The sequence below is a fragment of the Pseudoalteromonas sp. T1lg21 genome, from assembly GCF_002964625.1.
Taxonomy (GTDB): domain Bacteria; phylum Pseudomonadota; class Gammaproteobacteria; order Enterobacterales; family Alteromonadaceae; genus Pseudoalteromonas; species Pseudoalteromonas gelatinilytica.
This window is the reverse complement of record NZ_PQBX01000001.1, coordinates 167,932-181,839: the sequence shown is the minus strand read 5'-3', so window position 1 is coordinate 181,839 and position 13,908 is coordinate 167,932. Positions and strand designations below refer to the sequence as shown.

Here is a 13,908-nt window from a genome sequence, read left to right as displayed (position 1 = left end):
GTTTACAAAGTAAAGGATTACCGTTACAAAGAGAGTTAATAACAACAATAACAAGGTTTGTAATGCAGGCGCACAAACAGAGCCTTTTGTACTTACACATTGCAGTACTCCTATTTGGGGGCACTGCATTATTTGCCAAGCTAGTCAGCCTAAGTGCATTAGATATTACCGTTTACCGAACAGCCATTGCGGGCTGTGCACTACTGCTGTTACTCACAATCCAAAAGAAAGCGATTAAGCTTCACTCACGTCGTGATTATCTCATCGCCTTGTTACTTGGTGTCATTGTTGGAATACATTGGCTTACCTACTTCGCAGGTATGCAATTGGCAGGTATTGCAGTCGGTATGATTGCCTTTTTTACTTACCCTGTTATCACGGTGTTTTTAGAACCTTTTTTTCATGGCAGTAAACCACAGCTTAAAGATATTTTTAGCGCCTTGGTGGTAATGCTAGGGATTTACTTACTCATTCCAGATGCCAGCTTAGGCAATGATGTTACACTCGGTATTGCTATTGGTATTTTGTCAGCGTTCTTTTTTGCTTTTCGAAATATCGTTCACAAGCGTTACTTTAGCCAGTATGGCGGCCCACAAACCATGCTTTATCAAACCTGGATCGCCTGCATTATGCTGTGCGCCTTTGTCGAAGTACCGCCATTACAAGTTGATACAATAAATTGGCTGCTATTAATTACCGTAGGGGTTATTTTTACAGCAGCACCGCATTCACTGTTTGCAGCAAGCCTAAAAAACTTATCAGCCTCAACCGCTGGTTTGATATCGTGTTTGCAGCCTTTATACGGTACGTTTTTCGCTTTTTTAATTTTGCATGAGCAACCTTCAATTAGCACTCTTATTGGTGGCGCATTAGTAATTAGTGCCGCTTTTTATGAAACATGGTCAGTGACTCGTAGGTATAAGCAATGATGAAAGTATTCGCTCACAGAGGTGCCAGTGGTACCTATCCAGAAAATACCAAGAGCGCCATTATCGCCGCTGTTGATTTGGCAGTAGATGGTATCGAAATTGATGTGCAAAGCTGTCTTGATGATTACATGATTATTCATGACACCTGGCTTGATCGTACAACCTCAGGACGCGGCAAGGTAAACGCCTGCTCAAAAGAAAAAATTCAGCAATACGATGCAGGCAATGGCGAAGTTGTACCGACTTTACAGCAGGCAATCGATTGGGTTGATGATAAAACACTGCTCAATTTAGAACTTAAACATACTTTTTCGCTAGATAAATTTGTTGAGCTTATTGAGTCAAATGTCAGTGCAGGAAAGATATCTAGAGATAACCTGTTAGTCTCTTCATTCGATCATCACCAACTAATGTGGCTCAAGCAAAAACTGCCTTGGGTAAAGATTGGCGCACTCACCGCTTCTATTCCAATTAATTACAGCGAGTTTGCGCAAAAACTGCATGCCTACAGCATTCATGTAGATAAAAACTTTATAAACCATGAGTTTGTTGCTGATGCAAAACAACGCGGCCTTCAAGTTTATGCTTACACGGTCGATAAAGTGGAAGATATCGAATTAATGCTAGAGTATGGCGTAGATGGTATTTTTACTAATTTTCCGTGTCATACACAAATGACACTGCAGTCACTGTAACTCAACAAAACTAAGCTATACTGTTGAATTATGTGAAATTGAATAATAAAAAATACGCCAAAATGAATCAACACAACATCTTAATGAGTAGCTATATGCGCATTTATAATTTTATCGAACAAACATTCTTTTACACTCTTACACGTAAGATTGTCGGTAATTTAGGTTTTGTGTTTGCGTTTCAAGCTATCACATTAATCTGGCTTTATAGCAGCCTGTCAGAGCAACAAGCTGGTTTAGGACTATTTTGGTTAATGACCTTTGTTATCGTCGCCAGCTTTATTTTTACTGTTTTCTACATGCGCTTTTTGATTGTGCGCCCAGTGCAAGCAATGCGCGACACACTTGAGCAAATCAATCGCCATGATGCCGATTTATCTGCCAAGCTTCCGCATTTTACCTACGATGAATTTCGTGATTTAAGTGAGCAGTACAATACCTTTACCGTTCACCTAGCAAAACTATTAGCCACCACGTATCAAAGTGCACAAGCCAGTGCTGATAGTAGCTTAAAGATGACTCATTCTATGCAGCAAACCGCACAGATGAGCCACCAGCAAATAAAATTCAGTCAAACCATTACCGATTCAAGTAATCAAATTACTTCAAGCCTAGAGAATATCTCAGCGAACACAGACAGCGTACATCAAGTAAATAATGAACACTTGAGCTTTGTGCAGCACTCGGCTACTGAGTTATCGGCACTGGTTAAAAAGGTCGCGATGATAAGCCAAATTTTGGGTAACTTCTCAGCAACTGTGTCTGGTCTGAAAGAAAACAGCGAGAACATTCGCGCTATTTTGAAAATGGTCGAAGAGTTTTCGGATCAAACCAATTTACTTGCCCTCAATGCTGCAATTGAGGCGGCACGTGCCGGTGAAGCTGGCCGAGGGTTTGCTGTGGTTGCCGATGAGGTCAGATCGCTCTCAGTTAAAGTAAACGATGCAACTCGCCAGATCAGCGATTTTATTAATCAAATGAACACCCTCGTTAGCGAAACCAATAAAGAATCTGAGCAACTAATTAGCCACTCGAGTGAGGCTGAAACAGCAATTAGCAATACCTCAACAGGCTTTAGCAATATGCTTGGCGAATTTGAGCAAAACCAACAACAGCTGCAGCAAATTGTCAGCGCGGTGCATTTACTTGAGCAAACCCAAACCCACACTCATCAAACGGTAGAGCAAATTGTGGCTTTGGGCAAGCAAGCTAAACAGCAAATTGATGAATCACTCGCTGATTGCCAGCAATCACACAAACTGAGCCAACAAACCCAAGAGCAATTAAAACGCTTTGTGTAATCGGCTTTTAACTGCTGCTCTGAGTCAAACTATGTTAAAGTAGCCGCTTCTTGGCTACTTTTTTATTGACCGTGACAACACCCGCTATTGATTATGAACAACTCGCGCTGCAAATAAAGCAATGGGGTAAAGACCTTGGCTTTGCAGAAGTCGGGATCACTGATATTGACCTAACGAAACACGAAGCGCAGCTACAACGCTGGTTAGATTTAGGCTATCACGGTGAGATGGAATACATGGCAGCCCATGGTATGAAGCGAGCGCGCCCCGCTGAGTTGGTACCTGGTACGCAGCGAGTCATCTCAGTAAAAATGAATTACCTACCGCCTGATGCAAGTTTTGCTAAAAACCTTAAACAAACCGACAAAGCGTACATCAGTCGCTATGCATTAGGTCGTGATTATCACAAGTTAATTCGTAACCGTTTGAAAAAGTTAGGCCAACAAATAGAACAGCATATCGGCCAACTCGGTTTTCGTCCTTTTGTTGACTCAGCCCCTGTGCTTGAAAGACAACTAGCCGAAAAGGCAGGCTTAGGTTGGCGTGGAAAACATAGTTTATTAATCAATAAAGAAGCGGGCTCTTGGTTTTTCTTAGGTGAGTTATTTGTTGATATACCGCTGCCTATTGATGAAGAAAATAGTTTTGAAGGCTGTGGTAAATGCGTTGCCTGTATGACGCTGTGCCCAACTGGTGCAATTGTCGAACCTTATGTCGTTGATGCCCGTAAGTGTATTTCTTACCTAACGATTGAGTTACAAGGCGCGATCCCAGAAGAATATCGTCCGCTGCTAGGCAATCGTGTCTATGGCTGTGATGATTGCCAGTTAGTGTGTCCATGGAATCGCTATGGTCAGATCACCGATGAAGCTGACTTTCACCCAAGAACACAGCTTAAAGATCAAGACTTACTGGTTTTATTTGCATGGGATGAAGCGACATTTCTTAAAAATACCGAAGGCAGCCCTATTCGCCGCATCGGTCATGAGCGTTGGTTAAGGAACCTCGCTGTCGGATTAGGTAACGCTGATTACAATGAGCTGATAATCGATGCTTTAGAGCAAAGATTAACAACCGCTAGCGCTTTGGTTGCTGAGCATATTGAGTGGGCGCTTGATCAACAAAAAAATAAGCGCCAGTTAAAACTTCGTAAAACTGAGCGCTTAATTCGTATTGTTGAAAAAGGCCTCCCCAGAGATGCTTAATGCATAATAAAAACGATGTACCTATTGCTTTAATAATTGCGATAGGTCATTTTCAATTTCTTTGAAGGCCGCTTTAACCCCTTTTACAGACTCTTCTCGAGCTACTGAGTTTTGAATGGTTTCATCGACCTTTTGATAGATAAACACCTCTTGGTCTTCATCTAAGCCCATGGTCGGTATGCGCCTTTCTAAGTCTTCTTGAAGCTGCTTAAAAATTGCTTCGTTATTGATACGGTTTTCATTTAAAAGCTCAATTAAACCAGTAAATTTACTATGTACCTTACCGACGGCATCATTTAATTGTTGTTGCTGCTGAAGAAGCTCTTTTTTTGTGAGAATCGCTTTAAGCTGCTGCTCTGTAACACTGACTAAAAAGCAAATATGGTCTCGAATTCGGCCATGCTTATCTGGGTCTTGTCCCGGCATGTTTAAGATAAGCAAACTAATCATTTCATAGTTTACTAAAATCCGATTTGAGAACTCGTGCAAACGTCCTTTACTTTTGAGCATTTCAAACAGCTCGATCACTATGGGTGAACACACCCCCGACACAGAGAAATGTAACACTTCACCATCTAACCTAAATTCCACATTACTTTGTAAATCAAACGCACCTAAACAGTTTAAAAAGGCTTTACCGAGATCTTGCTCATTATCAATCGAGCCAATATGTTCGATGTAATTAACGATTTGACCCATTTCACTGCTGTTTGCCATGGCGTTAAACGCCGTTGAAGTCGCATCTTCAACCTGTTGCTCTAGCGACTCTTTTTCAATGAGTACTTGATTCAAATGTTGTAATTTCAGTCTCAGTTCTTCATGGCTAAATGGCTTAACAATATAGTCTTCAGCCCCGACAGAGTAGCCTTCCATACGCTCTTCAACCGTGCCCCTCGCTGAGACAAACATCACTATAATTTTTTGTGTGATTGGGTTTTCTTTGAGTTTACGGCATACATCATAACCACTCATTTGTGGCATGCTCACATCGAGTAAAATCACCTGAGGATCAAACTCTTCAACGACTTCTAAACATTCTGGGCCGCTATTAACCATTTTCAGCTCAAAATCCAGATCTTCTAAGATCTCTTCAATAATTTCTAGATTAAATGGTTCATCATCAACCGCTAAAATACGCTTCAAGGCCATGATTGCTTCTTCCGTTTTATCAATTTATCGATATAGACTGTTGTTCATTTGCCAAGTGTTGTGGCAAGTCTATTTCTAGGGGCAGTCGAACCAAAATAGTGGCGCCCCCGTATTCATTGTTGCTTGCCATAATGGTGCCTTGATGCAAGGACACGAATTCACGACAAATCGCCAGACCAAGCCCGGTGCCTCCCGCACCACTGTTGGTTTTACTACTTTGCTCAAACTTAGCAAAAATCTTTTCAAGTTCTTGTTCAGGGATCCCTATTCCGCGGTCAATAACAGCGATTTCGGCCATCTCCTCATGCACCGCTAAACTAATATCAATCTCGCTATTCGGCTCACTAAATTTCAGTGCATTTCCGAGTAAGTTGCGCATGATTTGGTTTATTTGCTCTTCGTCACACTCAAGCACAATGCCTTGCTCAAAGCCTATTGGCCGAATCGCAATATTTCGCTCAAGCGCTGTGCCCGACACATCATCAATACTGGTTTTTATAATATTGCTTAAATTATGTTTGTGTGGATTGAATGGGAATTTCCCGACATCGAGCTTTGATAAATCAAGCAAGTTATTTAGCAGCGACAATAAGCGCTCACCACTTTGCTCAATTCTAGATAAGTATTTATTTAACTTATCTTTACTTAAATCGTCATTGGCAACCTTCTCAAGCCCAAAGCGAGCAAAACTTAAGATAGAATGCATAGGGGTTCTAAGTTCGTGAGACATGTTTGCTAAAAACTCAGATTTACTGTGATTTGCAGCTTCTGCAACATTTTTAGCGTGCTCTAACTGGGCAGTACGGGCTTTTACTTCTTCTTCAAGCATGTCTTTTGCTTCAAGCAGCAAGTCTTCTTTCTCTTTTAAATGAGTCACATTTTTAAAGATAACCGCTAACGCTATTTCGCCATGATGATCGATTTCATTAAACGAACCAACAAGAGGTACCTCTGTGCCATTTTTCTTAAGTAGTCGTAAATCACAACTAAATTGACGATTTTTACTTAAGGTTGCGATTTTATCTTTGATTCGCTCAGTTGATGCCACATCAAAGAACTCATAGACCGAGCAGTTTTCAAACTCTTTGAGCGGTTTTTCAAACAGCTGTTCACAGGCATCGTTCGTTTCAATTACCTTGCCACAGCGTTCAAATAAAATAATAGCATCTGGGGTATGTTTAAAGATAACCCGCAGTAAGCTGTCTTTTTCAATGAGTGCATCAACGGTATTTTGTAAACGCTCCACTAATTCACTGTTATGGCGTCTTAAGAGCTCTGTCTGCCACAGTTTATGCACTGATTGTAGTAAGCTATTATCATCAACCGGTTTGATGAGCACATCTTCCACCCCTTGGCGAATAGCGGCCACCATGGAGACTTGATCAGGCTTAGAAGTATAAAGTAAACAGCGACTATTCGGCTGGCGTGTTTTGAGCTTGTTGAAAAGCGCAAGTCCAGTACCGTCTTCAAAAGTAAAATCGCTTATCAGTAAATCAATATTTTGCTCTTTGATAACATCCAATGCTGACGCCGTACTATCAGCCGTGAAGGTTTTAATATGTGCACCTTTGAGATTCAGGGCTATTTGCGCCAAACGTTCAGCACAATGATCAACGAGTAACACGGTAGGAAGTTGAAGAATATTATCGCTGTCGAGCTCAAGCACCCCTTCCAATAAAGAGCTAATTTCTTTATTGGCAAAGAAAGGGTAAATGACCACAGCATTAGGTAACAGGCGATTTACTTCACTAAAATGCTCAAGTAAATCGCTTCGTTGTGCTTTAGGAGCCAAAAGCAAGAAATGCTCTTGAGAAAATACCTCCATAAGCTTTTTAATAATACTGGTTGGCACACCATGAGAAGCTGCAACAAGATCAAAGTCTTGCTCTAAAACAGCATCATCAACCATCGCAAAATGTAATAGCTCTACTCTGCAGCCAATCAGCTCCAGCAGCACCTTTACCCGCATGGCTAACACACTATTGCTATCAACAATTAATATTCTTCGCACCGTTGACTAGACCCGCTTAATAATAAATACCTATTTTAGCGTAGTCTAAAATCACAGTGGGTCACAATTTGTACCGCATTTTTTATTAGTTTTTTAACGTATTAACGGTCTAATCGCTTGCCTAAAATAGTGAGGCTATAAGCTTTATCATCCATAATCGCAATATCCGGAAGCTCTCCCCAGACCTTGTAATCAAAGCAATTAAACAGTTTTATGCTCGGTAGGTTATGGCTGAAAATAAAAGCTAATAACACCTTGATATCAAGTGTTTTTGCATGCTGCTCTGAAAATGTAAGCAATTGTTTACCAAGCCCTTGTCCTTGAGCCTGTTGAGTGATGTAAATGCTTATTTCAACGGTACCATCATAAGCAGGACGCCCATAAAACGACTTATAACTCAGCCAAGCAAGCACTTTACCTTGTTGCTCAAAAACAAAGATAGGTCTTTTCTGTGTATGGCTATCAAACCACACTTGCCTATCTGCAACCGACACCTCTTCGGTATCTGCGGTTACCATACGCCCAGGGATAGTCTCGTTATAAATAGCGACTATGTCAGTTAAATCGTTTTGAGTTGCTTTGCGAATCGTCATAAATAGCTGAAATTAAATGATCACTTTGCTGCATATTAGCGTATATTCATCACAAATAACTAGCGGGAAATAACTATGTATAAATATGCTTTGTTACTTGCAGCAGGCCTACTAACAACAAACCTTGCAGCACAAACCACAGAAGCGACACCGGCAGCTAAAGCAAGCAGTCAATGCGATGATTTCACCAATGTCACAATGAGAAAATTACGCTCGAAAGAGTCAATCAACTTATGTGAATTTAAAGATAAGCCGCTTTTAATTGTTAATACCGCCAGTAACTGTGGTTTTACACCGCAATTTGAAGGCTTAGAAGCCCTTCATAAAGAATACAAAGACCGTGGTTTAGTCGTATTAGGGTTTCCTTCAGATGATTTTTTTCAAGAAGAAGACGATGAAAAAGACACTGCTAAAGTATGCTTCATCAATTATGGTGTAACCTTTGATATGTTTGCCACCAGCGCCGTTCGTGGTAGTGATGTGAACCCAATATTTAAGCACTTAAACGAAGCAACCAGTTCACCTAACTGGAACTTTTACAAATACTTAGTGTCTGCTGACCGTAAGACAGTACAACGCTTCAACAGTAAAACTAAGCCAGAATCGCAAACGTTACGCGATGCAATTGAAGCTGAGCTGACTGCAAAATAAATTTAATTTTTCGTTCGGTAAATATTGAACTAGACTAGTAATTTAATACTAAAACACACATTAGGGAGATGTTATGGCAGTAGCCAGTGCAAGACACATTCTCGTAGACAGTGAAGCTCACTGTTTGGATTTAAAACAGCAAATTGAGCAAGGAGCTGACTTTGCAGAGCTTGCTCGTGCTCATTCTAATTGCCCATCAGGTCAAGATGGTGGTGCATTAGGTGAGTTTGGCCCTGGCATGATGGTTCCAGAGTTCGACAAAGTCGTTTTCTCTGCGCCAATTAACCAAGTACAAGGCCCAGTACAAACTCAGTTTGGTTATCATCTTCTTGAAGTAACAAGCCGTACTGATTAATTTCACAATTGAATTCAAAAAGCCGCTTCACAGCGGCTTTTTTTTGCAAAGGATACCATCATGCAATTACTAGGCTCTACCACTTCACCTTTTGTGCGCCGTATTCGGATTTGGGCGGCACTTAATAACCTACCTATTGATTTTATTAATTTGGATATTTTCTCTGAGCAAGACAGACAAACCATGATTGCTCATAACCCTGCCAGAAAAATTCCTGTATTAATCGACCATGATTTTACCTTGTGTGATTCCAACTCAATTATTCGCTATTTGCTTGAACAAGCAGACCAGCCATTACTTAGCTGGCAGCAAGAGAACTATTTAACCATTATCAATGCCTGTAATGATTCATTAGTAGAAATTCTACTTTGCCAGCGCTCGGGGTTTGATACCAACACCGACAAACTGTTTTTTAATTTACAGAATGAACGAATTGCTGAAACATTAGCCTATTTAAATAGTCATTTATTGGAGCCAGTATTTAAAAGCTGTGAATACCTCAACATCAGTTTATACTGCTTGCTAGATTGGATCCGCTTCCGCGAATTAACTGATTTTAGCCAACTAAATAACTTAGTTGATTTTTATCACAAATTCGCCGATAAAGCGGCGGTACAACAAACAGATCCACGAAAATAAAGATAAGGGTTACGCAAATGAGCGATATCGAAATTGAATCAGAATTAGTTAGCTTTGTAGAAAAAGTTCGTTTGAACGAATCTATGTGGGCACTCGGTGCCGAAGATGGTGGTTTTGTTGTCTGTGAATCAAACCAATTTAGCGACACTGATGTGCTACTGCTATGGGGCACTGAAGACGCTGCAAAAGCACAATGTAAAGACGAGTGGCAAGACTACACGCCCGTTGAAATTGGCCTAGACGAGTTCCTTGATGAATGGGTTGAAGACCTAAACGAAGATGATGCGCTTGTAGGTTTAAACTGGAACGATGATCAAGTTTGCGTTGAAATCGAACCGGTTGGTCTAGCTAAAGCACTGTGCGATTAATAGCAATCCTTAGGCTTACAATGACACTGCCGCTTTTATGGCAGTGTCGTTAAGCTGGAAACTTGATACTTATATTGATTTTAACAATAGAACCACTATTACTTGCAATCAATGCATTGCCTAAATCGCTTTTAATTCCAACTGAAACTCGCATCTTGAGGTGGTTTGGGTATATCAGTTATACTCTTCGACACATCTTTATTATCAAGGTATTAGGTTGAAGTCCCATCTTGGTCGTAGGCCCTTTTCGGCCATGGAATTACATACCCTGTATAATGGTTACATCTATGGTGATCAGCGTTTAGCACGTGAGCAAGCTAAGCATTGGCACTTTTGGCTGCCTTTATTTGCTTATTATACTGGTGCCTACAGCGATGAAATTGGCCACTTAACCCTAGATAACATCGTCACCCTTGACGGTATTCGCTGCTTTGATTTTCATACGCATGGCAAGATAAAACCCCGCTATGTGCCAATCCATAATGCATTACTCGATGCTGGACTTGATCAATACTTAGGCTATTTAAATGAGCAAAATCAACAACGACTAATGTTTGATTTACCTGCAAAATCAGGTCGCTATAGCGAAAAAGTACGCATTTGGTTTTCTGGTGAAGGTGAACGTGCTGGTTACTTACAAAAATGCGCTATTCCTAATGTCGATCAACAAGGTATGAAAACCGCAATTAGTAGCTTACGGCTCAACTTCGAACAACAAGTGCGTATTCATGCACTGCAAGCAAATAGCAAAGACGCCTTTAACTACTTACTTGGTTTTAAAGATTTCAACGAACAACGCTTTACTGATTTGGCACTATTAAATGCCGTGCTACAAAACGTCCGACAAATAAACCCACACCTGCATTGGCAGCGTTTCATCGACCGCCATAATTAACTGACAAACTTTGTTACTAACTATTTATTACTGTTCAAATTAAAACCTGATAGCATGGTGATTCGCCCCTCTTAGCAGGTGCCTTTCTAACAACAAAAAATCAGGGATACTTATGTTCTTAAAAAGCCTATTAACGGTAAGTGTTGCACTTGCTGTTAGCTCTGCCCATGCCAATGAATATGTTATCGAAAAGCTTGCCAAGCCTAGCTCACAACAAGTAGAACTTACGCTTGATCCTGCCAAAGACAATTTTTCTGGTCATACCGAAATTGCTTTAGAGGTTTTAAAAGCAACGAATTATATCGAATTAAACGGTATTGATTATGCGGTTAGCATGGCGAAAATTTTAGGTGCAGAAAACTGTGACCTAAGTGCTGAAATGCTAAAAACAGGCAAAGTTAAATTCGCTTGTGAAGAAAAAATTCAGCCAGGCAAATACACTTTAAAAGTTGATTTTACAGCCCCTTATAACCGTCAAAGTGTTGGTTTATATAAAACTTTAGATCAAGGTACGCCTTATCTTTTCACCCAATTTGAAATGAGCGATGCGCGTCGTGCATTCCCGGTTTTTGACGAGCCTAGTTATAAAATTCCATTTCAGCTAACTATTACAGCGCCAACATCACAAAAAGTGTATGCCAATACACCGGTTTTAAAAACCAAAGTTGATGGCGATATGACAACGCACTTTTTTGACAAAACGCCTCCTATTCCTTCTTACTTAGTCGCCATGGCTGTAGGCCCGTTTGAAGAGCTTGAAATTAAAGGCATGCCAATTCCTGGCCGCGTTCTGACTCCACAAGGCAAAATCCATCTTGCTGACTACGCAAAAGAAAATATGCCGCGTGTGTTAAAAGCACTAGAAGATTACTTTGGCATTCCTTACGTTTACAAAAAAGTAGACTCAGTTGCTGTACCAGAGTTCCCATTTGGCGCGATGGAAAACGCAGGCTTAGTGACTTACCGTGAAGACATTTTATTGGTAGACCTAGCAACAGCAACGCGCAGCAAAAAAGAGCGAAATGTATCAATCATTGCCCATGAATTAGCTCACCAATGGTACGGTAACCTAGTGACCATGAAATGGTGGAATGACTTATGGTTAAACGAAGCATTCGCAAGCTGGATGGCAGCGAAAATCACTGCACAAATCAACCCAGAGTTTGAGTCGCACTTAGACTTGCCGCAAAACCATGTAATGGCACTGGATGCGCGTTTAAGTACTAAACCTATTCGTAAACCAATCAAAACTGAAGCTGACATCATGGACGGCCTTGGCCTTGCCTACAGTAAAGGGAGTGCGGTTTTATCTATGGTTGAAAACTGGATTGGCGAAGAGGCATTCCAGCAAGGTATTCGTGCTTACTTGAAGAAATTCTCGTATAAAAATGCAGAAGCCGCTGATCTATGGCAAGCACTAGGCGAAGCGTCTAATAAAGATGTGGCAAGCGTATTAAAATCATTTATCGAACAATCATCTTTCCCACTTATCAAAGTAACGCAAGATGGTAAGAAAATTAATATCAGTCAAAGCCGCTTTGTAAATGCTGGCGTTGATGCACCTGCACAACTGTGGAATGTTCCGGTTGCAATTAAGTATGGTGCGGGCGACAAAGTTAAAACCGCAAGTGTTCTGCTTAACAAAGAAACACAGCAATTGACTCTCGACTTTGAACCTGAGTGGATCTACCCAGATCAAGGTGCCATGGGTTATTACCGCTGGGTATTAAATGATGCACAGTTCAATGCTCTATTAGAGAATGCAGCAGATAAGCTAACGGTGCGTGAGCGCTTAGCGCTACTTTCTGCGGTTGATTCATTACTTGACGCGGGTGTTATCTCTGCGGCTCACTTAATGCAAACTTTAGAAGCCTTTGTGAGTGATGCTCACCCATTAGTAGCAAACACAGCATTAGGTTACCTAGCTTCTCAAAAACGTGTATTCGAAGACGACAGCAACCGTGATTTATGGCCTAAGTTTATCCGTAACAGCATTGCTCCTGCCGCTAAGCAATATGGTTTAACAGCAAAAGCAGGTGAAGACGCGGCGGTATCGCAATTACGTGCGCAAGTTATTGCTCGTTTAGGCTTTGATGGCCATGACCAAAAAGTCATTGATACAGCAAAAGCACAAGCGGCACTGTACTTAAACAACCCTGAAAATGTTGACCCATATTTAGCCTCAACATACTTAAACCTTGCGGCTTACCATGGCGATGCGAAGTTACTTGAAAAGTACAAGCAAACCTTTAAAACAACCAAAGATCCACAAGTTCGTACTAAGATGCTGGCAGCGATGGGTTACTTTGGTAAACCTGAGTTACAAAACGCGGTCCTAGAATACAGCTTAACAGATAACGTAACAGCCTCTGATATGCGTACGTTATTAGGTGGTTTAGGCTATGGTAAAGAGCGTGAAGCACTGTTTATTGAGTGGATTTACAACAATTACGATGCGATCACTAAGAACTTACCGCCGTTCTTTGTACCAAACTTACCGTTCTTCACGACGGCAAGCTGTGATGCGAAAAGCTTAGAGAAAACCAAAACCTTCTTCAACGATAAAATCACTGAAGTACCTGGTTATGCACGCTCTCTTAGTAAGCTTGAAGAAAGCATCAATGATTGTATTGCTCTGAAAAATCGTGAATTAAACTCGGTAAATAGCTTCCTTAAACGCTAATTTAAGCAAATACGAAAAGGGCCACAATGTGGCCCTTTTTTATTGCGCTAAAATAGCGGTTAATTTAGATATAAATTGTTCAGCAGCGTCAGATGACATGACTTTAAATGCGATACCATAATGAATGGGCTGTGCACTTTTATAAATGCGAGTTGGAAAACGGGTCATTTCACTACTGTGAAAGTAGTCTTTGATACGCGTAATGCCCTCAATTGACTCGAAATCAGCACTGAATACTTCAAATATAGGTCTAATAACAATTTTAGCTTGGCCACTTTGCTCATGAACATAAAATGCTTCTTTTGAGCTAGCTGGCATAAATTCGTTAATATTCTTAATCTTAAAGTTACTGCGGCAGCCCGCTTTTACCAGCTGTACACTCAGTTGTTCGGCAGAAAAAGACAAAGGCGTTCCTTACAAATAGCATGGATAGT

General features: G+C 40.8%; 14 protein-coding genes. 10 read left to right on the top strand and 4 right to left on the bottom strand.

Going from position 1 to position 13,908, the window contains the following annotated elements; translation table 11 throughout:
- Positions 1-62 precede the first annotated feature (62 nt).
- The 4 genes from C2M25_RS00890 (at position 63) to queG (ending at position 4,130) form a co-directional block, all read left to right on the top strand.
- Complete coding sequence (locus tag C2M25_RS00890) at positions 63-929, top strand: DMT family transporter (RefSeq protein ID WP_105180151.1); 867 nt, start codon at positions 63-65, stop codon at positions 927-929.
- A complete protein-coding gene (locus tag C2M25_RS00885) occupies positions 926-1,624 on the top strand; it encodes a glycerophosphodiester phosphodiesterase (protein WP_063702566.1) in 699 nt (232 codons plus the stop codon). Before C2M25_RS00890 ends, C2M25_RS00885 begins: the two co-directional genes overlap by 4 nt.
- Positions 1,625-1,707: 83 nt before the next feature.
- Positions 1,708-2,925: a methyl-accepting chemotaxis protein gene (locus tag C2M25_RS00880; protein WP_105180238.1), complete on the top strand. Its 1,218-nt coding sequence runs from the start codon at positions 1,708-1,710 to the stop codon at positions 2,923-2,925.
- Between the two features lie 71 nt (positions 2,926-2,996).
- Positions 2,997-4,130, top strand: coding sequence for a tRNA epoxyqueuosine(34) reductase QueG (queG, locus tag C2M25_RS00875; protein WP_105180237.1), 1,134 nt, complete (start codon positions 2,997-2,999; stop codon positions 4,128-4,130).
- A gap of 21 nt (positions 4,131-4,151) precedes the next feature.
- Here the strand turns inward: queG and C2M25_RS00870 are convergent, their stop codons facing one another.
- The 3 genes from C2M25_RS00870 to C2M25_RS00860 all read right to left on the bottom strand — a co-directional run bounded on the left by C2M25_RS00870 (position 4,152) and on the right by C2M25_RS00860 (position 7,883).
- Positions 4,152-5,279: a response regulator gene (locus C2M25_RS00870; RefSeq protein WP_063702572.1), complete on the bottom strand. Its 1,128-nt coding sequence runs from the start codon at positions 5,277-5,279 to the stop codon at positions 4,152-4,154.
- Between the two features lie 19 nt (positions 5,280-5,298).
- Positions 5,299-7,248: a sensor histidine kinase gene (locus C2M25_RS00865; RefSeq protein WP_063702574.1), complete on the bottom strand. Its 1,950-nt coding sequence runs from the start codon at positions 7,246-7,248 to the stop codon at positions 5,299-5,301.
- A 143-nt stretch (positions 7,249-7,391) separates the two neighbouring features.
- Positions 7,392-7,883: a GNAT family N-acetyltransferase gene (locus C2M25_RS00860; RefSeq protein WP_105180150.1), complete on the bottom strand. Its 492-nt coding sequence runs from the start codon at positions 7,881-7,883 to the stop codon at positions 7,392-7,394.
- A 75-nt stretch (positions 7,884-7,958) separates the two neighbouring features.
- Between C2M25_RS00860 and C2M25_RS00855 the strand changes: the two genes are divergently transcribed.
- The 6 genes from C2M25_RS00855 (at position 7,959) to C2M25_RS00830 (ending at position 13,474) form a co-directional block, all read left to right on the top strand.
- Positions 7,959-8,534, top strand: coding sequence for a glutathione peroxidase (locus tag C2M25_RS00855; RefSeq protein ID WP_105180149.1), 576 nt, complete (start codon positions 7,959-7,961; stop codon positions 8,532-8,534).
- A gap of 73 nt (positions 8,535-8,607) precedes the next feature.
- Positions 8,608-8,889: a peptidylprolyl isomerase gene (locus C2M25_RS00850; RefSeq protein ID WP_054552716.1), complete on the top strand. Its 282-nt coding sequence runs from the start codon at positions 8,608-8,610 to the stop codon at positions 8,887-8,889.
- Positions 8,890-8,949: 60 nt separating this feature from the next.
- Positions 8,950-9,528, top strand: coding sequence for a glutathione S-transferase family protein (locus C2M25_RS00845; protein ID WP_105174512.1), 579 nt, complete (start codon positions 8,950-8,952; stop codon positions 9,526-9,528).
- 17 nt (positions 9,529-9,545) lie between these two features.
- A complete protein-coding gene (locus C2M25_RS00840; RefSeq protein ID WP_054552718.1) occupies positions 9,546-9,896 on the top strand; it encodes a DUF2750 domain-containing protein in 351 nt (116 codons plus the stop codon).
- A gap of 217 nt (positions 9,897-10,113) precedes the next feature.
- Complete coding sequence (locus tag C2M25_RS00835; RefSeq protein ID WP_105180148.1) at positions 10,114-10,791, top strand: hypothetical protein; 678 nt, start codon at positions 10,114-10,116, stop codon at positions 10,789-10,791.
- A gap of 112 nt (positions 10,792-10,903) precedes the next feature.
- On the top strand, positions 10,904-13,474 hold the full coding sequence (locus tag C2M25_RS00830) for a M1 family metallopeptidase (protein ID WP_105180147.1): 2,571 nt from the start codon (positions 10,904-10,906) through the stop codon (positions 13,472-13,474).
- Positions 13,475-13,513: 39 nt separating this feature from the next.
- On the opposite strand, the gene C2M25_RS00825 is transcribed toward C2M25_RS00830, so the two are convergent.
- Positions 13,514-13,879, bottom strand: coding sequence for a hypothetical protein (locus C2M25_RS00825; protein ID WP_105180146.1), 366 nt, complete (start codon positions 13,877-13,879; stop codon positions 13,514-13,516).
- Between the last annotated feature and the right edge of the window lie 29 nt (positions 13,880-13,908).

What these genes read in the sequence shown, in the direction of transcription:
- C2M25_RS00890 (WP_105180151.1), top strand. Translation starts at nt 63, where the DNA reads ATGCAGGCGCACAAACAGAGCCTTTTGTACTTACACATTGCAGTACTC.
- C2M25_RS00885 (WP_063702566.1), top strand. Translation starts at nt 926, where the DNA reads ATGATGAAAGTATTCGCTCACAGAGGTGCCAGTGGTACCTATCCAGAA.
- C2M25_RS00880 (WP_105180238.1), top strand. Translation starts at nt 1,708, where the DNA reads ATGAGTAGCTATATGCGCATTTATAATTTTATCGAACAAACATTCTTT.
- C2M25_RS00870 (WP_063702572.1), bottom strand. Translation starts at nt 5,279, where the DNA reads ATGGCCTTGAAGCGTATTTTAGCGGTTGATGATGAACCATTTAATCTA.
- C2M25_RS00865 (WP_063702574.1), bottom strand. Translation starts at nt 7,248, where the DNA reads ATGCGGGTAAAGGTGCTGCTGGAGCTGATTGGCTGCAGAGTAGAGCTA.
- C2M25_RS00860 (WP_105180150.1), bottom strand. Translation starts at nt 7,883, where the DNA reads ATGACGATTCGCAAAGCAACTCAAAACGATTTAACTGACATAGTCGCT.
- C2M25_RS00855 (WP_105180149.1), top strand. Translation starts at nt 7,959, where the DNA reads ATGTATAAATATGCTTTGTTACTTGCAGCAGGCCTACTAACAACAAAC.
- C2M25_RS00850 (WP_054552716.1), top strand. Translation starts at nt 8,608, where the DNA reads ATGGCAGTAGCCAGTGCAAGACACATTCTCGTAGACAGTGAAGCTCAC.
- C2M25_RS00845 (WP_105174512.1), top strand. Translation starts at nt 8,950, where the DNA reads ATGCAATTACTAGGCTCTACCACTTCACCTTTTGTGCGCCGTATTCGG.
- C2M25_RS00840 (WP_054552718.1), top strand. Translation starts at nt 9,546, where the DNA reads ATGAGCGATATCGAAATTGAATCAGAATTAGTTAGCTTTGTAGAAAAA.
- C2M25_RS00830 (WP_105180147.1), top strand. Translation starts at nt 10,904, where the DNA reads ATGTTCTTAAAAAGCCTATTAACGGTAAGTGTTGCACTTGCTGTTAGC.